Annotated in this window: 18 protein-coding genes; 3 read left to right on the forward strand and 15 right to left on the reverse strand. The window is 70.6% G+C overall.

Annotated elements, in window-relative coordinates; translation table 11 throughout:
* Window positions 1–121: 121 nt before the first annotated feature.
* From ACFVYX_RS10005 to ACFVYX_RS10020, 4 genes are all read right to left on the reverse strand, one after another.
* A complete protein-coding gene (locus tag ACFVYX_RS10005; protein WP_389680865.1) occupies window positions 122–1561 on the reverse strand; it encodes an NAD(P)H-hydrate dehydratase in 1440 nt (479 codons plus the stop codon).
* 230 nt (window positions 1562–1791) lie between these two features.
* Window positions 1792–2160, reverse strand: coding sequence for a holo-ACP synthase (locus tag ACFVYX_RS10010; protein WP_389680866.1), 369 nt, complete (start codon window positions 2158–2160; stop codon window positions 1792–1794).
* Window positions 2161–2167: 7 nt separating this feature from the next.
* Window positions 2168–4015 carry a glutamine--fructose-6-phosphate transaminase (isomerizing) gene (gene glmS / locus ACFVYX_RS10015; RefSeq protein ID WP_389680867.1) on the reverse strand — a complete coding sequence of 616 codons (1848 nt, stop codon included), beginning with the start codon at window positions 4013–4015 and terminating at the stop codon, window positions 2168–2170.
* A 77-nt stretch (window positions 4016–4092) separates the two neighbouring features.
* Window positions 4093–4860: a hypothetical protein gene (locus ACFVYX_RS10020; RefSeq protein WP_389680868.1), complete on the reverse strand. Its 768-nt coding sequence runs from the start codon at window positions 4858–4860 to the stop codon at window positions 4093–4095.
* Window positions 4861–5033: 173 nt separating this feature from the next.
* Between ACFVYX_RS10020 and coaA the strand changes: the two genes are divergently transcribed.
* On the forward strand, window positions 5034–6062 hold the full coding sequence (gene coaA, locus ACFVYX_RS10025) for a type I pantothenate kinase (RefSeq protein WP_389680869.1): 1029 nt from the start codon (window positions 5034–5036) through the stop codon (window positions 6060–6062).
* Window positions 6063–6064: 2 nt separating this feature from the next.
* On the forward strand, window positions 6065–7039 hold the full coding sequence (locus ACFVYX_RS10030) for a DUF389 domain-containing protein (protein ID WP_389680870.1): 975 nt from the start codon (window positions 6065–6067) through the stop codon (window positions 7037–7039).
* 145 nt (window positions 7040–7184) lie between these two features.
* On the opposite strand, the gene glmM is transcribed toward ACFVYX_RS10030, so the two are convergent.
* The 4 genes from glmM to ACFVYX_RS10050 all read right to left on the reverse strand — a co-directional run bounded on the left by glmM (window position 7185) and on the right by ACFVYX_RS10050 (window position 11587).
* Window positions 7185–8543 (reverse strand): phosphoglucosamine mutase, encoded by a 1359-nt coding sequence (gene glmM, locus ACFVYX_RS10035; protein WP_389680871.1) that lies wholly within the window; start codon window positions 8541–8543, stop codon window positions 7185–7187.
* A gap of 161 nt (window positions 8544–8704) precedes the next feature.
* Window positions 8705–9217: a 30S ribosomal protein S9 gene (gene rpsI, locus ACFVYX_RS10040; protein ID WP_015035601.1), complete on the reverse strand. Its 513-nt coding sequence runs from the start codon at window positions 9215–9217 to the stop codon at window positions 8705–8707.
* 44 nt (window positions 9218–9261) lie between these two features.
* Window positions 9262–9705 carry a 50S ribosomal protein L13 gene (rplM, locus tag ACFVYX_RS10045; protein WP_361596283.1) on the reverse strand — a complete coding sequence of 148 codons (444 nt, stop codon included), beginning with the start codon at window positions 9703–9705 and terminating at the stop codon, window positions 9262–9264.
* A gap of 259 nt (window positions 9706–9964) precedes the next feature.
* On the reverse strand, window positions 9965–11587 hold the full coding sequence (locus ACFVYX_RS10050) for an ABC-F family ATP-binding cassette domain-containing protein (RefSeq protein WP_389680872.1): 1623 nt from the start codon (window positions 11585–11587) through the stop codon (window positions 9965–9967).
* A gap of 56 nt (window positions 11588–11643) precedes the next feature.
* Between ACFVYX_RS10050 and ACFVYX_RS10055 the strand changes: the two genes are divergently transcribed.
* Window positions 11644–12612 carry a hypothetical protein gene (locus tag ACFVYX_RS10055; protein WP_389680873.1) on the forward strand — a complete coding sequence of 323 codons (969 nt, stop codon included), beginning with the start codon at window positions 11644–11646 and terminating at the stop codon, window positions 12610–12612.
* Here the strand turns inward: ACFVYX_RS10055 and truA are convergent.
* From truA to infA, 7 genes are all read right to left on the reverse strand, one after another.
* Window positions 12583–13440 (reverse strand): tRNA pseudouridine(38-40) synthase TruA, encoded by an 858-nt coding sequence (gene truA / locus ACFVYX_RS10060; protein ID WP_389680874.1) that lies wholly within the window; start codon window positions 13438–13440, stop codon window positions 12583–12585. The genes ACFVYX_RS10055 and truA overlap by 30 nt on opposite strands.
* 102 nt (window positions 13441–13542) lie before the next feature.
* On the reverse strand, window positions 13543–14013 hold the full coding sequence (rplQ, locus tag ACFVYX_RS10065; protein ID WP_389680875.1) for a 50S ribosomal protein L17: 471 nt from the start codon (window positions 14011–14013) through the stop codon (window positions 13543–13545).
* A gap of 177 nt (window positions 14014–14190) precedes the next feature.
* Window positions 14191–15213, reverse strand: coding sequence for a DNA-directed RNA polymerase subunit alpha (locus tag ACFVYX_RS10070; protein WP_280878448.1), 1023 nt, complete (start codon window positions 15211–15213; stop codon window positions 14191–14193).
* Window positions 15214–15339: 126 nt separating this feature from the next.
* Window positions 15340–15744 (reverse strand): 30S ribosomal protein S11, encoded by a 405-nt coding sequence (gene rpsK, locus ACFVYX_RS10075; RefSeq protein WP_003956432.1) that lies wholly within the window; start codon window positions 15742–15744, stop codon window positions 15340–15342.
* 66 nt (window positions 15745–15810) lie between these two features.
* On the reverse strand, window positions 15811–16191 hold the full coding sequence (gene rpsM, locus ACFVYX_RS10080; protein ID WP_015035595.1) for a 30S ribosomal protein S13: 381 nt from the start codon (window positions 16189–16191) through the stop codon (window positions 15811–15813).
* Window positions 16192–16396: 205 nt separating this feature from the next.
* Window positions 16397–16510: a 50S ribosomal protein L36 gene (gene rpmJ, locus ACFVYX_RS10085; RefSeq protein ID WP_003956441.1), complete on the reverse strand. Its 114-nt coding sequence runs from the start codon at window positions 16508–16510 to the stop codon at window positions 16397–16399.
* Between the two features lie 62 nt (window positions 16511–16572).
* Entirely contained in the window at window positions 16573–16794 is a 222-nt protein-coding gene (gene infA / locus ACFVYX_RS10090) for a translation initiation factor IF-1 (RefSeq protein ID WP_003956442.1), read from the reverse strand.
* Window positions 16795–16925 lie beyond the last annotated feature (131 nt).

Genomic DNA, 16925 nt, shown 5'->3' on the forward strand with positions numbered 1-16925 from the left:
CCCGCCTCAGGACATCGGCGCCGAGTGGGTGGCCGACGCTTCTTCGACCGGGTGGCCCCGAGGTCTCCACGTCCCGACACCGGGGCGCACCATCGATCACGCGCCGGCCAGGCGCGGCGCTCTACGAGCCGGCCGTCACATCCCGCCACGCCGCCCCCAGCGCCCCCGCCACCTCTCCCGCCGTCACCGGCCCCCGGCCCTGCGACGCCCGTCGGGCCGCCAGGCCGTGCAGGTACGCGGCGCACGACGCCGCGTCGACCGCCGGGAGGCCCGCCGCCAGGAGGGAGCCGGCCAGGCCGGAGAGGACGTCGCCGCTGCCGGCCGTGGCCAGCCAGCCGGTCCCGGTGGGGTTCACCCGTACGGGGCCGCCGCCCGGCCCGTGGACCAGCGTCGTCGAGCCCTTGAGCAGCACCGTCGCCCCGAACCGCCCCACCAGTTCGCGTACCGCCGCGAGCCGCCCCGCCTCCACCTCCTCGCGGGCCACGCCGAGCAGCGCCGCCGCCTCGCCCGCGTGCGGGGTGAGGAGCGTCGGGGCCCTGCGGGCCCGTACGAGGGCCGGGTCCAGGCCGCGGAGTCCGTCCGCGTCCACGAGGACCGGTACGTCCGAGGCGAGGACGTCCCCGACGCCCGGTTCGTCGCCGAGCCCGGGCCCGATCACCCAGGCCTGGACGCGTCCCGCCGCGGAGGGCGGTCCCGCGTGGACGAGGGTCTCGGGGTGCCGGGCGATCACCGCGTCGGCGGCGGGCCCGACGTATCGCACGGCTCCCGCCCCGCCCCGGAGCGCCCCCTCGACGGTGAGGACGGCCGCTCCCGGGTAGCGGGAGGATCCGGCGACGACGCCGAGGACTCCGCGCCGGTACTTGTCGCTCTCGGCGCCCGGTACGGGCAGCAGCCGCGCCACGTCCTCGTGCTGGAGCGCCTCCAGGTCGGGCACGCCGGGCAGTTCGCCGCCGAGTCCGATGTCGACGAGCCGCAGCGCGCCCGCGTACTCCCGGGCGGGGTCGACGAGGAGCCCCGGCTTGTACGCCCCGAAGGTCACCGTCACATCCGCCCGCAGTGCCTCCCCCGTCACCTCCCCGGTGTCCGCGTCGACGCCGCTGGGCAGGTCGACCGCGACGACGACGGCGTCGGAGCCGCGGGCGGCCCGGGCGACGGGCACCGCGTGAGGCCGGAGCCCGCCGTGGCCGCCGATGCCGGTGATGCCGTCGAGGACGAGGTCGGCGGTGGCGAGGGGGGCGAACGGGTCGTCGGCGACCCGGCCTCCCGCCGCCCGGAAGGCCGCGAGTCCGCCCTCGTGGGCGCGGCTGCCGAGCAGGACGGCGGTGACCGCGGCGCCGCGCCGGGCGAGCCGGACGCCGGCGTACAGGGCGTCGCCGCCGTTGTCGCCGCTGCCGACGAGGAGGACGACTCTCGCCCCGTACACCCGGCCCTTGCCGAGGAGGGAGAAGCAGGCGGCCGCGAGGCCCGCTGCGGCGCGTGCCATGAGGGCGCCCGGGGGCAGCCGGTCCATGAGGGCGGCCTCGGCGGCCCGTACGGTCTCCACACGGTGAGCGGTACGCATGGTCAGCAGTCTGCCGCAGTCCTCAAGCCCCCGCGCGAAGCGACGGGTTGACGTGGAGGCGCGCGGAGCTCCCACCGGCACCCGCCGTGGCAGTCGCGGCACTCCCACCGGCGCCTTCCCCGGCAGTCGCGGCGCTCCCACCGGCGCCCGCCCTGGCAGTCGCGCGCCGGACAGCAGCAGGGCCTGGCCGTTCCCGAACGGCCAGGCCCTGCCCGTACACGAAGGGCCCCTCACGCCTCCGCGATCACCACCGCCGAGGCCACTCCGGCGTCATGGCTGAGCGAGACGTGCCAGTGCTTCACGCCCAGCTCCGCCGCCCGCGCCGCCACCGTCCCGCGCACCCGCAGCCGCGGCTGGCCGGTGCCCTCGACGTACACCTCCGCGTCCGTCCAGTGCAGCCCGCCCGGCGCGCCGAGCGCCTTCGCGAGGGCCTCCTTCGCGGCGAACCGCACGGCCAGGGAGGCCGGCCCGCGCCGGTCGCCGCTGGGCAGCAGCAGCTCCCGCTCGACGAAGAGGCGCTGGAGCAGCCCCGGTGTCCGCTCGATGGACGCGGCGAATCGGTCGATCTCCGCCACGTCGATCCCCACCCCAATGATCATTTCCCACTCACTCCACGGTCACGGATTTGGCCAGGTTGCGCGGCTGGTCCACCTCGTTGCCCCGCGCGGTGGCGAGCTCGCAGGCGAAGACCTGGAGCGGCACCGTGGAGACCAGCGGCTGGAGCAGCGTAGGCGTGGCCGGGATCCGGACGAGGTGGTCGGCGTACGGGACGACGGCCTCGTCGCCCTCCTCCGCGATCACGATGGTCCGTGCCCCGCGCGCCCGGATCTCCTGGATGTTGGAGACGATCTTGTCGTGAAGGACGGACCGGCCCTTCGGCGAGGGCACCACGACGACGACGGGCATGTCCTCCTCGATGAGCGCGATCGGCCCGTGCTTGAGCTCTCCCGCCGCGAAGCCCTCGGCGTGCATGTAGGCGAGTTCCTTGAGCTTGAGGGCGCCTTCGAGGGCGACGGGGTAGCCCACGTGCCGGCCGAGGAAGAGGACGGTGTTCTTGTGGGCGAGGGAGCGGGCGAGGGCCCGTACCGGCTCCATGGTCTCCAGGACGCGCTCGACCTCGTCGCCCATCCGGGCTAGTTCGCGGACGACGGCATGGATCTCGTCGCCCCACTTGGTACCGCGGACCTGCCCCAGGTAGAGGGCGAGCAGGTAGCAGGCGACGAGCTGGGTGAGGAAGGCCTTGGTGGAGGCGACGGCGACCTCGGGCCCGGCGTGCGTGTACAGCACGGCGTCCGACTCGCGGGGGATCGTCGAGCCGTTGGTGTTGCAGACGGCGAGGACCTTCGCGCCCTGCTCACGGGCGTGCCGGAGCGCCATCAGGGTGTCCATGGTCTCGCCGGACTGGGAGATCGCGATGACGAGGGTCCGCCGGTCGAGGATCGGGTCCCGGTAGCGGAACTCGCTGGCGAGCTCGACCTCGCAGGGGATCCGGGTCCAGTGCTCGATGGCGTACTTGGCGATGAGCCCGGCGTGGAAGGCGGTGCCGCAGGCGATGATGACGACCTTGTCGGCCTCGCGGAGGACGTGGACCGGGATGCGCAGCTCGTCGAGGGTGAGCCGGCCCGCGCCGTCGATCCGGCCGAGGAGGGTGTCGGCGACGGCCTTGGGCTGCTCGGCGATCTCCTTGAGCATGAAGTAGTCGTAGCCGCCCTTCTCGGCGGCGGAGGCGTCCCAGTCCACGTGGTAGGCCCGTACGTCGGCGGGCGCCCCCTCGAAGTCGGTGACGGTGACGCCGTCCCTGGTCAGCTCGACGACCTGGTCCTGGCCGAGTTCGATGGCCGAGCGGGTGTGGGCGATGAAGGCGGAGACGTCGGAGGCGAGGAAGTTCTCGCCCTCGCCGACGCCGACGACGAGCGGCGAGTTCCGGCGGGCGCCGACGACGACGTCCGGCTGGTCGGCGTGCACGGCGACCAGGGTGAACGCCCCGTCGAGCCGCCTGCACACGAGCCGCATGGCCTCGGCGAGATCGCAGGCGGAGGAGAACTCCTCGGCGAGGAGGTGGGCGACGACCTCGGTGTCCGTCTCGGAGACCAGGTCGTGGCCGCGTTCGCCGAGCTCCTCGCGCAGGGCGGCGAAGTTCTCGATGATGCCGTTGTGGACGACGGCGACGCGCCCCGCGTTGTCCAGGTGGGGGTGCGCGTTGGCGTCGGTCGGCCCGCCGTGGGTGGCCCAGCGGGTGTGCCCGATGCCCACGGACCCGCCGGCGAGCGGCCGGTCCACGAGCTCCTTCTCCAGATTGACGAGCTTGCCCGCCTTCTTCGCCGCGGCGAGCCCTCCGTCGGAGAGCACCGCGACACCGGCCGAGTCGTAGCCCCGGTATTCGAGCCTCTTCAGACCCGCGACCACCACATCAAGCGCCGACTGCCCGCCGACGTATCCCACGATTCCACACATGTGGGAAGCCTAGGGGGGAAGGCGCCCGGTGGCCCGGAGTCGGCGGGGTTCGACGGGCGCGCGTCGGTGGGCGCGCGTCAGCCGAGCTTCTTGTCCTGCGCCGTGATGATCGCCGTCGGCAGAGACTTGACCGGGCCGCCGAAGCTGAGGGTGGAGAACGAGGCCAGCGTGCCGCCCTTGCGGAAGGCGACCAGCTTGGTGACGAACGGCTGCCCGGCCACGTCGGTGGTCACCGTCCAGGCGAGCGCCTCGTCACCGGCGGACACCGTCTCCGGCTCGACCTTCGTGATCTTCGTCTTCTCGCCGCCGCCGATGAGCGTGAAGCCGCCCCCGCACTCGGCCCCGGCCTTCTTCAGCGAGGCGAAGGCCTCCTGGGCGCCCTTCCCGTCGTACGAGCCGAGGGTCACGCCCGTCGCCGGTGCGCCCAGCGCCCCCATGATGTCCTCGGGGGACGCCGTCGCACCGTCGGTCTTCGGCACCTCGATGGCCCTGCGGTGCGCGGACGCGGCCGGGTTTCCGGTCGCGATGTACGACATGGCGTCCGCGAACGGCTTGCAGGACGGCTTGTCCGCCGCGACCGCGGAGGACGGGACGATCTCCGCGGCCGGCGCCTTCTTCACCTGGTAGCCCGGGAGATCGGCCTGCTCGACGATCAGCTTCTCCAGCTCGGCGGCGGACAGCGCCTCGGCCGGGGGCGCGCTGGTGGTGGCGGAGGCGCTGGGCGCGGCGTCCTTGCCGTCCTTGCCCTGGTCGTCGCTCTTCTTCCCGCCGCCGCAGGCGGTGACGAGCAGGGCGAGCGAGACGGCGGTGACGGCGACGGAGGCGGTCCTGAAGGGCGTACGCATGGGTGTGGCTCTCTGTTCTCTCTTCGTGCCGCCGGCGGCGGCTCCCCCCGCGTGAAGTACAGGAGCCCACGCGGCATCAGCATGATCACCCTAGAGGAGGGCTCGGACAACGGTTTTTGTCGCGTGACCCACCCCACGGCCCACGGAGCCGCCCGACCCCCGACAATGGCGGGGTGATCACTTCGCCGCCACGAAGCCCCGACGGGAACGGCTCCGCCAAGGGAGACGGCCCCCGTAACGGCTCCGGGCCCCGCCGCCCCTCAGAGGCGACCCCCTACGTCGATCTCACCCGGGCGGAGTGGAGCGATCTGCGCGAGAAGACGCCGCTGCCGCTCAGCGCCGACGAGGTCGAGCGGCTCCGCGGGCTCGGGGACGTCATCGACCTCGACGAGGTACGGGACATCTACCTCCCCCTCTCCCGGCTGCTCAATCTGTACGTGCAGGCCACCAGCGGTCTGCGCGGCGCCCTCAACACCTTCCTCGGCGAGAGCGCGGAGCAGCGCGGCACCCCCTTCGTGATAGGGGTCGCCGGCTCGGTCGCCGTCGGCAAGTCGACCGTCTCCCGTCTCCTTCAGGCGCTCCTCGCGCGCTGGCCGGAGCATCCGCGCGTGGAGCTGGTGACCACGGACGCCTTCCTCTATCCGATGGAGGAGCTGAAGGCGCGCGGGCTCATGTCCCGCAAGGGTTTCCCGGAGTCGTACGACCGCCGGGCCCTGACCCGGTTCGTCGCGGACATCAAGGCGGGCAAGGAGGAGGTCACGGCCCCGGTCTACTCGCACCTGATCTACGACCGCGTGCCCGGTGAGCGGCTGGTCGTCCGCCGCCCGGACATCCTCATCGTGGAGGGGCTGAACGTCCTCCAGCCCGCCCTGCCCGGCAAGGACGGCAGGACCCGGGTCGGTCTGGCCGACTACTTCGACTTCTCGGTGTACGTGGACGCGCGTCCTGAGGACATCGAGCGCTGGTACCTCAACCGCTTCCGCAAGCTGCGCGACACCGCGTTCCAGAACCCGTCCTCGTACTTCCAGCGCTATACGCAGGTCGCCGAGGAGGAGGCCCTCGACTACGCCCGCACGATGTGGCGGACCATCAACAAGGTGAACCTCCTCGAGAACGTGGCCCCGACACGCGGCCGGGCGACCCTGGTGGTCCGCAAGGGTCCCGACCACAAGGTGCAGAGGCTGAGTCTCCGTAAGCTCTGAGGATGCTGCATCTCCGGATGATCGTCCCGCCCGAACGCACCCGGTCCACGGTCGACCTCATCGAGTCGACGGTCGGCACCACGCACCTGGTGGTGCTTCCGGGCGCTGCGCGGGACCCGGCGGGAGACGTCCTGATGTGCGACGTGGCCCGTGAGGCCGGCGATGAACTCCTCAAGAGCCTGTGCGAACTGGGGATCGATCAGGACGGGTCGATCGCCGTCGACGACATCGGCCTCTCCCTGTCCAAGCGGGCGGAGGCGGCCGAGGACGAGGCTCCCGGCGAGCCCGCGGACGCGGTGATCTGGGAGCAGCTGACGGGGGCGACCCACGAGGAGTCGTCGCTGTCGATCACGTACGGCGCGTTCATGGTCCTGGCGACGATGATCGCGGCCTGCGGTGTCGTCCTGGACAACGCGATCCTGATCGTGGGCGCGATGGCGGTCGGCCCGGAGTTCGGCCCGGTCGCCGGAGCCTGTACGGCGGTGGTGCAGCGGGCCCCGAGGCTGGCGGCGCGGTCGCTGACGGCGCTGCTCGTCGGCTTCGCGGTGGCGATCGCGGCGACGACGCTCTTCAGCCTGGGGATGGACGCGCTGGACCTGTTCAGCAGGGAGCGGCTGGACGCGGAGCGCCCCAACACGTCCTTCATCTGGCAGCCGGACCCGTTCTCGTTCGTCGTGGCGCTGCTCGCGGGCGCGGCCGGCATGCTCTCGCTGACCTCCGCCAAGTCGGGAGCCCTCGTGGGCGTGGCGATCTCGGTGACGACGGTCCCGGCGGGGGCGAACGCGGCGGTGGCGCTCAGCTACGGCGAGCTGGGCCAGATGTGGGGCTCGGTCGAACAGCTGCTGCTCAACCTCCTCGGGATCATGCTGGCCGGGGTACTGACGCTGTACGTCCAGAAACTGCTCTGGCGCACCCAGCGCGGCCAATGGCTCCGTACGAAGTCCCGAGCACCCGGCCCGCACACACCGAAGCCCTGAGCGCCCCCGCGCGGCGAAGCCCCGAGCGCCCGGCCCGCGCGGCGAGGGCCTCACACGTCCCAAGCTCCGCGAGGCCCCCCCCCACGGCGAAGGGCCCCCACCGCACCGGTGAGGGCCCTTCTCGCATGACGGTGCCTCAGAAAGCCTAGCCCAGCGCGGACTTCACGACGTCCGCCAGCCGCTGCGCCACCGCGCGGGCCTGCTCGATGTCCGCGGCCTCGACCATGACGCGGACCAGCGGCTCGGTGCCGGAGGAACGGAGCAGCACGCGGCCGGTGGAGCCGAGCTCGCGCTCCGCCTCGACGACGGCTGCGGCCAGGTCGGCGGAGGTGGTCACGCGCGACTTGTCGACGTCCTTCACGTTGATGAGGATCTGCGGGAGCCGCTCCATCACCCCGGCGAGGTCCGCGAGCGACTTGCCGGTCGCGGCGAGCCGGGCGGCCAGCATGAGGCCGGTGAGGGTGCCGTCGCCGGTGGTGGCGTGGTCGAGGACGATGACGTGCCCGGACTGCTCGCCACCGAGCGCGTAGCCGTGCTCCTTCATGGCCTCCAGGACGTAGCGGTCGCCGACCGCCGTCTGGACGAGGCTCAGGCCCTCGCGCTCCATGGCGAGCTTGAAGCCCAGGTTGGACATGACGGTCGCGACGACGGTGTCGCCGCGCAGCGTCCCGGCCTCGCGCATGGCGAGGGCGAGCACCGCGAGGATCTGGTCGCCGTCGACCTCGTTGCCGGCGGCGTCCACGGCGAGGCAGCGGTCGGCGTCGCCGTCGTGGGCGATGCCCAGGTCGGCGCCGTGCTCGACGACGGCGGCCCGGAGCAGCCCCAGGTGGGTGGAGCCGCAGCCGTCGTTGATGTTGAGGCCGTCGGGCTCGGCACCGATGGTGATGACCTCGGCGCCGGCCCGGGAGAAGGCCTCGGGCGAGACGCGGGCGGCGGCGCCGTGGGCCTCGTCGAGGACGACCTTCAGTCCGTCGAGACGGTTCGGGAGGACAGCGATGAGGTGGGCGACGTACGTGTCGAAGCCCTCCTCGTAGTCACGGACCCGGCCGACGCCGGCACCGGTCGGGCGCTCCCAGGGGGCGCCGGTGCGGTGCTCCTCGTAGACGGCCTCGATCTTGTCCTCGAGCTCGTCGGCGAGCTTGTGTCCGCCGCGCGCGAAGAACTTGATGCCGTTGTCGGGCATGGCGTTGTGGCTGGCGGAGAGCATCACGCCGAGGTCGGCACCGAGGACGCCGGTGAGGTGGGCCACGGCCGGGGTGGGCAGGACGCCGACGCGCAGCACGTCGACTCCGGCGCTGGCGAGCCCCGCCACGACGGCCGCCTCCAGGAACTCTCCGGACGCGCGGGGGTCACGTCCGACCACGGCGACCGGCCGATGGCCCTCGAAGGTGCCCGCCTCGGCGAGCACGTGCGCCGCCGCGACCGACAGGCCGAGCGCCAGCTCCGCCGTCAGGTCCGCGTTGGCCACACCGCGTACGCCGTCCGTGCCGAAGAGTCGTCCCACAGCTGTCCTCCGAAAATGCGTGCCCAAGCCGATGAAAGAACTGATCAAAGATGAAGGTGAAGATCAAATGAGGATGAAGGTGCAAAAGGTTATGAAAAAACGTACGCCCCGACGGCACGGGCAGTGCCGCCGGGGCGTACGAAAGCAGACCGAGCAGGCGATTAACGCTTGCTGTACTGCGGGGCCTTACGGGCCTTCTTGAGACCGGCCTTCTTGCGCTCGACCGCACGGTCGTCGCGGGAGAGGAAGCCGGCCTTCTTCAGCGCCGGGCGGTTGTTCTCGACGTCCGCCTCGTTCAGCGCACGGGCCACACCGAGGCGCAGGGCGCCGGCCTGGCCGGAGACACCGCCACCCGCGATGCGGGCGATGACGTCGTAGCGGTTGTCGAGCTCGAGCACCTTGAAGGGCTCGTTGACTTCCTGCTGGTGCACCTTGTTGGGGAAGTAGTCCTCAAGGGTGCGACCGTTGATCTTCCACTTGCCGGTGCCCGGAACGATCCGGACGCGGGCGATGGCGTTCTTGCGACGGCCCAGGCCGGCGGCCGGCTGCGGGTCGCCGAAGCGGGACGCGAGCGACTCGGAGGTGTACTCACCCTCGACGAGCTCGGTCTCGGTGGTGTACTCCTCGACGCCCTCGAACTCGTCGACGGGGGTCTCGGGGGTGGTCTCGGCCACGATTCTCCTCAGATTTCTTTCGTTCTTAGGGGGTGTGGCCGGAACTACTGCGCGACCTGGGTGATCTCGAACGGAACCGGCTGCTGAGCAGCGTGCGGGTGGTTCTCGCCCGCGTAGACCTTCAGCTTCGAGAGCATCTGACGGCCCAGGGTGTTCTTGGGGATCATGCCCTTGATGGCCTTCTCGACGGCCTTCTCGGGGTTCTTGGCGAGCAGCTCGTCGTAACGGACGGAGCGCAGACCACCCGGGAAGCCGGAGTGGCGGTACGCCAGCTTCTGGGTCTTCTTGTTGCCGGACAGGTGGACCTTGTCAGCGTTGATGATGATGACGAAGTCGCCCATGTCCATGTGGGGGGCGTAGACCGGCTTGTGCTTGCCTCGGAGGAGGTTCGCAGCCGTGGTCGCCAGACGGCCCAGGACAACGTCCTGCGCGTCGATGATGTGCCACTGGCGAGTGACATCGCCGGGCTTGGGGCTGTACGTACGCACTTCGTAGCCTTCGCTTCTTCAGTGGATGGAGTCCAGACACACCTGAAGCGATCATGCAGCTGGGGCCTGCACTGCCGGGACACCGCCCGTATGCGAGCCACTGGTAACTGCTCCAGGGAACCTGCGTAAGGGCCCTTCGCGTGAGAACGACGAAGCCGATACGCATAACAAACCGCAACAGTACTCGCGACACCCCGGACGGGTCAAAACGCGCCGGACCCCACCGCGCCCGCTCCACCTGCCGCTCGACCGCTCAAGGTCACCGCGCCCGCTCCACCCGCCGCTCGTCCCACACGGGTTCACTCGTCTCCCGTACGACCCCGTCCGACCCGAAGACCAGGTACCGGTCGAACGACTTCGCGAACCACCGGTCGTGCGTGACGGCGAGCACCGTCCCGTCGTACGACTCGAGCCCGTCCTGGAGGGCCTCCGCCGACTCCAGGTCCAGGTTGTCCGTGGGCTCGTCGAGCAGCAGCGCCGTCGTACCGGCGAGTTCCAGGAGCAGGATCTGGAAGCGGGCCTGCTGGCCGCCCGAGAGCTTGTCGAAGGGCTGGTCGCCCTGGCGCTCCAGCTCGTACCGGCGCAGCACCGACATCGCCCCGCCCCGGTCCTTGGCGTGCTCCGTCCACAGGATGTCGACGAGCGGCCGCCCGGTCAGCTCCGGATGGGCGTGGGTCTGCGCGAAGTGCCCGGGCACCACACGCGCGCCCAGCTTCCACTCCCCGGTGTGGGCGACCGACGGGTCCCCCGCGAGGAGCCGCAGGAAGTGTGACTTGCCCGACCCGTTCGAACCGAGGACGGCGACCCGCTCCCCGTAGAAGATCTCAAGCGAGAACGGCTTCATCAGACCGGTCAGCTCAAGGTTCTCGCAGGTCACGGCCCGCACCCCGGTCCGGCCGCCGCGCAGCCGCATCCGGATGTCCTGCTCGCGCGGCGGCTCCGGCGGCGGCCCCGCCTCCTCGAACTTCCTCAGCCGGGTCTGCGCAGCCGCGTACCGGGATGCCATGTCGTGGCTGACCGAGGCCGCCTGCCGCAGGTTGACGACGAGCTTCTTCAGCTGGGCGTGCTTCTCCTCCCAGCGCCGCTTCAGCTCCTCGAACCGGGCGAACCGCTCCCGCCGCGCCTCGTGGAAGGTGTCGAAGCCGCCACCGTGCACCCACACGTCGGAGCCGGCCGGGCCGGGCTCGACAGCGACGATCTTCTGCGCGCCCCGGGACAGCAGCTCCCGGTCGTGCGAGATGAAGAGCACGGTCTTACGGGTCTCCCGCAGCCGCTCCTCCAGCCACCGCTTGCCGGGCACGTCGAGATAGTTGTCCGGCTCGTCGAGGAGCAGCACCTCGTCGGGCCCGCGCAGCAGCGACTCCAGGACCAGCCGCTTCTGCTCGCCGCCGGAGAGCGTCCTGACCTGCCGGAACTGCGCCTTCTCGTACGGGACGCCGAGCGCGGCCATCGTGCAGATGTCCCAGACGGTCTCGGCCTCGTACCCCTGGACCTCGGCCCAGTCGCTGAGGGCCTGTGCGTAGGCCATCTGCGCGGCCTCGTCGTCGACCGTCATGATCAGGTGCTCGGCCTCGTCGACGGCCTTCGCGGCCTCCCGGATCCGGGGCTGGGCCACCGATACCAGCAGGTCACGGACGGTGGACTCGTCCCGTACGGAGCCGACGAACTGCGGCATCACGCCGAGTCCGCCGCTGACGGTGACGGAGCCGCCGTGCGGCTGGAGCTCTCCGGCGATCAGCCGGAGCAGTGTGGTCTTGCCGGCGCCGTTGGCCCCGACGAGGGCGACGACGGCGCCCTCCCCGACCCGGAAGGAGGCGTCCCCGAGCAGGACCCTCCCGTCGGGAAGGTAGTACTCAAGATGCGCGGCCTCGACATGTCCCATGCGGTGCATTGTCGCCGCCCGCGTCGGCCCTGCCCAACCGGTTTAGGATGCGCGGCATGAGCTTTGGGGGACCGCAGTGGCCGCACGAGCCGCAGCAGCAGGGACAGCAGGGGTACGGGCAGCAGCCGCAGCAGGGGTACGGGCAGCAGCCCCAGGGTCCGCAGGGATACGGACAGCAGCCCGGCTACGGCGGGCAGCCGGACCCCTTCCCGGGCGCCCAGGACGGCGGGCCGACCCCCGACTGGGGCGCCCTGGCCGAGGCCTCGGCCTCCCGTGACCGGCGCAGGCGCTGGCTGATGATCGGCGGCGGGGTCGTGGCCGCGCTGGCGGTCGGCGCGATCGTGGCGACGGCCGTGGTGGCCAGCGGCAAGAAGAACGACGAGGCCAAGAACGGCGGGGTACCGACCGCCACGGCCTCCCCCACGGGCTCCCCCACCCCCGAGCCGACCTTCTCCTCGGTGGCGCCGCCGCCCCCGCCGAACCCGAAGGACTACATCTCGGACCCGAAGAAGGACAAGGCGCCGCTCAGCGCCGAGGGCCTCTTCCCGGGCAAGAAGCTCACGATGGACAAGCGCCCGTACCGGAAGGGCGCGACCTCCGCGACGACGAACTGCGCGGCCGTCACCCAGGGCGGCCTCGGCGCCGTCCTGAAGAAGAACGGCTGCCAGCGGGTGCTCCGCGCCACGTACGTGAAGGACGGCGTGGCGATCACCGTCGGCGTGGCGGTCTTCCCGTCCGAGGCGGCGGCCCTCAAGGCGAAGGACCAGGCCACCGGCGGCATCGCCCCGCTGGCCGGAGCGGGCGTGAAGGAGTTCTGCCGCGCCACGGTCTGTCTGCGCCGCTCGAACGCGATCGGCCGGTACGCGTACTTCACCCAGGCCGGCTTCCTCGACGGCAAGAAGGTCACCACCGCCGACAAGCCGGTCTTCCGGGCCAGCGACGACCTCGGCACCTTCGCCTTCAACCAGATCTACGCCCGCGGCAAGGCCCAGGCCTCAGCAGCAGCCAACGCTCCCGGGGAGTGACCGCTTGTTCCTGGCCTCCAGATTGCGGGCGGCCAGGAGCTCGTCGGCCGGGTAGCCGACCTCTTCGAGGGTGAGGCCGTGCGGCCGTACGACGTGCACGGCCGAGTCCCGGACGCCGGCGGCGAGCACCTTGCCCGGCCAGTCCGCCGGCCGGTGTCCGTCGCCGACGAACAGCAGGGCGCCGACCAGCGAGCGGACCATGTTGTGGCAGAAGGCGTCGGCCTTCACGGTGGCTTCCATCACACCGCCGGGGCGCCGCTCCCAGCGCAGCTCCTGCAGGGTGCGGATGGTCGTCGCGCCCTCGCGCCTCTTGCAGTACGCGGCGAAGTCGTGCTCGCCGACGAGCGCGGCGGCGGCCTCGTTCATGGCGTCCATGTCGAGGGGCCAGTCGTGCCACAGGACATGCCCGCGCAGCAGCGGGTCGACGCCGCCGGGGTTGTCGGTGACGCGGTAGGCGTACCGGCGCCAGATCGCGGAGAAACGGGCGTTGAAGCCCGCCGGGGCCTCCTCCACCCTCCACACCCGTACGTCGTGGGAGAGGCGCCCCGCGAGCCGCCGGAGCAGCTTGTCGCGGTGCTCGGCCCACAGCTCGACGGGCAGGTCGACATGGGCGACCTGGCCGCGCGCGTGCACCCCGGAGTCGGTCCGGCCGGCCACGGTCAGCTCGTACGTCTCCTGGGACCGGGTCACGGTCCGCAGGGCGGCCTCGATGTCTCCCTGCACGGTCCGCTGCCCCTGCTTCTGCTTGGCCCAGCCGGAGAAGTCCCTGCCGTCGTACGAAAGGTCGAGGCGTACCCGTACGAACCCGTCCTGCACGTCATCGCTCACGTGGTGAATCCTCTCAAACACACGGGAACGGGCCCGCACCCCAGGGGGTACGGGCCCGCACACGAAAAACGTCGGAAAACGCTTACGCGTCCTTCACGTTTCTTACTTGGCCGAGTCCTCGGCGGACTCAGCCGGAGCCTCGGCGGCCGTGTCGGCCTCCTTGACGGCGCGCACGGTGGCGGCCTCGGCCTCGGCGACGGTCGCCTTCTTGGCGATCTCGCCCTCGACCAGCTCGATCACGGCCATCGGGGCGTTGTCGCCACGACGGTTGCCGATCTTGGTGATACGGGTGTAGCCACCCGGGCGCTCGGAGTAGCGCGGCGCGATCTCGGTGAAGAGCGTGTGGACGATGCCCTTGTCGGTGATCGACTGCAGCACGAGGCGACGGTTGTGGATGTCGCCCTTCTTCGCCTTGGTGATCAGGCGCTCGGCGACCGGACGCAGGCGACGGGCCTTGGCCTCGGTCGTGGTGATGCGGCCGTGCTCGAAGAGCGACTTCGCCAGGTTGGCGAGGAGCAGCTTCTCGTGCGCGGCGGAACCGCCGAGGCGGGCACCCTTCGCGGGACGCGGCATGGTGTTTCTCCTTGTGATCTGCACCGGCCGTATGAGGTACCGATGTCAGTGTCCGAGCGGGCGGTCACCCGTCGGAGATCCGAGCAGCCCCGAAGGGGCGCTCGGAGGGGACGCGGGGAGCTGCGCGATCAAGCGCAGCGCACCCGCACCCACGTACGGACCGTGAGGCCCGAGTTCTCAGTACTGCTCGGTCTCCACGAAACCGGCGTCCACGTCGTCATCGGCGCCAAAGGCGTCGGCGGCGGCGGTCGGGTCGAATCCGGGCGGCGAGTCCTTCAGCGCGAGGCCCATACCGGCCAGCTTCGCCTTGACCTCGTCGATCGACTTCGCACCGAAGTTGCGGATGTCGAGCAGGTCCGCCTCGGAGCGCGCCACGAGCTCACCCACGGAGTGGATGCCCTCACGCTTGAGGCAGTTGTACGAACGAACGGTGAGCTCGAGCTCCTCGATCGGCAGCGCGAGATCGGCGGCGAGGGCGGCGTCCGTGGGGGACGGGCCCATGTCGATGCCCTCGGCGTCGATGTTGAGCTCGCGCGCCAGACCGAACAGCTCGACCAGGGTCTTGCCGGCGGACGCCATGGCGTCACGCGGGCGCATGGCCTGCTTGGTCTCGACGTCGACGATCAGCTTGTCGAAGTCGGTGCGCTGCTCGACACGGGTCGCCTCGACCTTGTACGTGACCTTGAGCACCGGGGAGTAGATGGAGTCGACCGGGATACGGCCGATCTCCTGGCCCGCCTGCTTGTTCTGCACGGCGGAGACGTAGCCGCGACCGCGCTCGACGGTCAGCTCCATCTCCAGCTTGCCCTTGCCGTTGAGCGTGGCGAGGACGAGGTCGGGGTTGTGCACCTCGACACCGGCCGGGGGCGCGATGTCGGCGGCGGTGACCAGACCCGGGCCCTGCTTGCGCAGGTACATCACGACCGGCTCGTCGTGCTCCGAGGAGACGACCAGCTGCTTGATGTTGAGGATGAGGTCGGTGACGTCCTCCTTGACGCCCGGCACGGTGGTGAACTCGTGCAGGACACCGTCGATGCGGATGCTGGTGACAGCGGCACCCGGGATCGAGGAGAGGAGGGTACGGCGGAGGGAGTTGCCGAGGGTGTAGCCGAAGCCCGGCTCCAGCGGCTCGATGACGAACCGGGAGCGGAACTCGTCGACGACCTCTTCGGTCAGCGACGGACGCTGAGCGATCAGCATGTCTTCATGTCCTTCAGTCGTGGACGCCCACTATTTGACGCCCGACGGGATGTAGCACCTACAAGGGTACGGGCGGCACGGTCCGAAGAGCCGTACCGCCCGAAGTCCTGATCAAGCAGCCGTGCGTCAGACGCGGCGGCGCTTGGGGGGACGGCAGCCGTTGTGCGGCGTGGGGGTGACGTCCTGGATCGAACCGACCTCGAGGCCCGTGGCCTGGAGGGAACGGATCGCGGTCTCGCGGCCGGAGCCCGGACCCTTGACGAAGACGTCGACCTTGCGCATGCCGTGCTCCTGCGCGCGGCGGGCGGCCGACTCGGCGGCCATCTGCGCGGCGAACGGAGTCGACTTGCGCGAGCCCTTGAAGCCGACGTGGCCGGCGGAGGCCCAGGAGATCACGTTGCCCGAGGGGTCCGTGATCGAGACGATCGTGTTGTTGAACGTGCTCTTGATGTGGGCGTGCCCGTGAGCGACGTTCTTCTTTTCCTTGCGGCGCACCTTCTTGGCGGCACCCTGACGACCCTTGGGGGGCATCTATAACTCCTACGGGAGGTGGTCGGTCCTACAGCGAAGACCGCTTGGTCAAGCGTCCGCTGAGGACTACTTCTTGCCCGGCTTCTTCTTGCCGGCGATGGCGCGACGCGGGCCCTTGCGGGTACGAGCGTTCGTGCTGGTGCGCTGGCCGCGGACGGGCAGGCCACGACGGTGGCGCAGGCCCTGGTAGCAGCCGATCTCGACCTTGCGGCGGATGTCGGCGGCGATCTCGCGGCGGAGGTCACCCTCGGTCTGGAGGTTGGCGTCCACGTACTCGCGGATCTTGACGAGGTCTTCCTCGGCAAGGTCGCGGACACGGGTGGACGGGTTCACGCCGGTCGCGGCGAGGATCTCCTCGGACCGGGTACGTCCGATACCGAAGACGTAGGTGAGTGCGACCACCACACGCTTTTCGCGCGGGATGTCAACACCGGAAACGCGTGCCATTCAATGGCTCCTGTGTTCTCGGGGGTCTGCTGCAGAACCGCTCCCGACCGCCGACTCCTCGAAGCTTCGAGGAATGGTACGTCCGGGTCCCCGGCCCCCGCCGGAGGTGCCGTCAACCGTGGAACACGGCCCGACGGGCTCTGCGTATGTACGTACTGCTATGCGTCGCGCGAAGAACTGCGAAATGCAGGTCGGTCGGCGTGCGTCAGCCCTGGCGCTGCTTGTGGCGCAGGTTGTCGCAGATGACCATGACCCGGCCGTGACGGCGGATCACCTTGCACTTGTCGCAGATCTTCTTGACGCTCGGCTTGACCTTCATGGGTGTGAGGTTCTCCGGGTCAGTGCCACCACCCGCGCACGGAGGCGGGGTGCGGGCAAGATCTACTTGTAGCGGTAGACGATCCGGCCACGCGTCAGGTCGTACGGAGAGAGCTCCACCACGACCCGGTCGTCCGGAAGGATTCGGATGTAGTGCATCCGCATCTTGCCGGAGATGTGCGCGAGGACCTTGTGACCGTTCTGGAGTTCCACCTTGAACATGGCGTTCGGGAGGGACTCGATCACGGTGCCCTCGATTTCGATGGCACCTTGCTTCTTGGCCACGCTTCGCCTTTCGAATCGGCTACCTTGATCGACTCTCGCCGCCGCGTGCGGACACACGGGTACACGAGAGCCGACGCATCAGTCTACGTCAGGCCCCAGGAAAAGACGAATCGGGAAGTCTGCCCAGGGGT

It is taken from the genome of Streptomyces sp. NPDC058326 (assembly GCF_042879855.1).
Lineage (GTDB): Bacteria > Actinomycetota > Actinomycetes > Streptomycetales > Streptomycetaceae > Streptomyces.

Bases quoted from the DNA above. Each gene is read 5' to 3' on its own strand.
- ACFVYX_RS10005 (WP_389680865.1), bottom strand. From the start codon at position 1,561: ATGCGTACCGCTCACCGTGTGGAGACCGTACGGGCCGCCGAGGCCGCC.
- ACFVYX_RS10010 (WP_389680866.1), bottom strand. From the start codon at position 2,160: ATGATCATTGGGGTGGGGATCGACGTGGCGGAGATCGACCGATTCGCC.
- glmS (WP_389680867.1), bottom strand. From the start codon at position 4,015: ATGTGTGGAATCGTGGGATACGTCGGCGGGCAGTCGGCGCTTGATGTG.
- ACFVYX_RS10020 (WP_389680868.1), bottom strand. From the start codon at position 4,860: ATGCGTACGCCCTTCAGGACCGCCTCCGTCGCCGTCACCGCCGTCTCG.
- ACFVYX_RS10030 (WP_389680870.1), top strand. From the start codon at position 6,065: ATGCTGCATCTCCGGATGATCGTCCCGCCCGAACGCACCCGGTCCACG.
- ACFVYX_RS10050 (WP_389680872.1), bottom strand. From the start codon at position 11,587: ATGGGACATGTCGAGGCCGCGCATCTTGAGTACTACCTTCCCGACGGG.
- ACFVYX_RS10055 (WP_389680873.1), top strand. From the start codon at position 11,644: ATGAGCTTTGGGGGACCGCAGTGGCCGCACGAGCCGCAGCAGCAGGGA.
- rplQ (WP_389680875.1), bottom strand. From the start codon at position 14,013: ATGCCGCGTCCCGCGAAGGGTGCCCGCCTCGGCGGTTCCGCCGCGCAC.
- ACFVYX_RS10070 (WP_280878448.1), bottom strand. From the start codon at position 15,213: ATGCTGATCGCTCAGCGTCCGTCGCTGACCGAAGAGGTCGTCGACGAG.
- rpsK (WP_003956432.1), bottom strand. From the start codon at position 15,744: ATGCCCCCCAAGGGTCGTCAGGGTGCCGCCAAGAAGGTGCGCCGCAAG.
- rpsM (WP_015035595.1), bottom strand. From the start codon at position 16,191: ATGGCACGCGTTTCCGGTGTTGACATCCCGCGCGAAAAGCGTGTGGTG.
- rpmJ (WP_003956441.1), bottom strand. From the start codon at position 16,510: ATGAAGGTCAAGCCGAGCGTCAAGAAGATCTGCGACAAGTGCAAGGTG.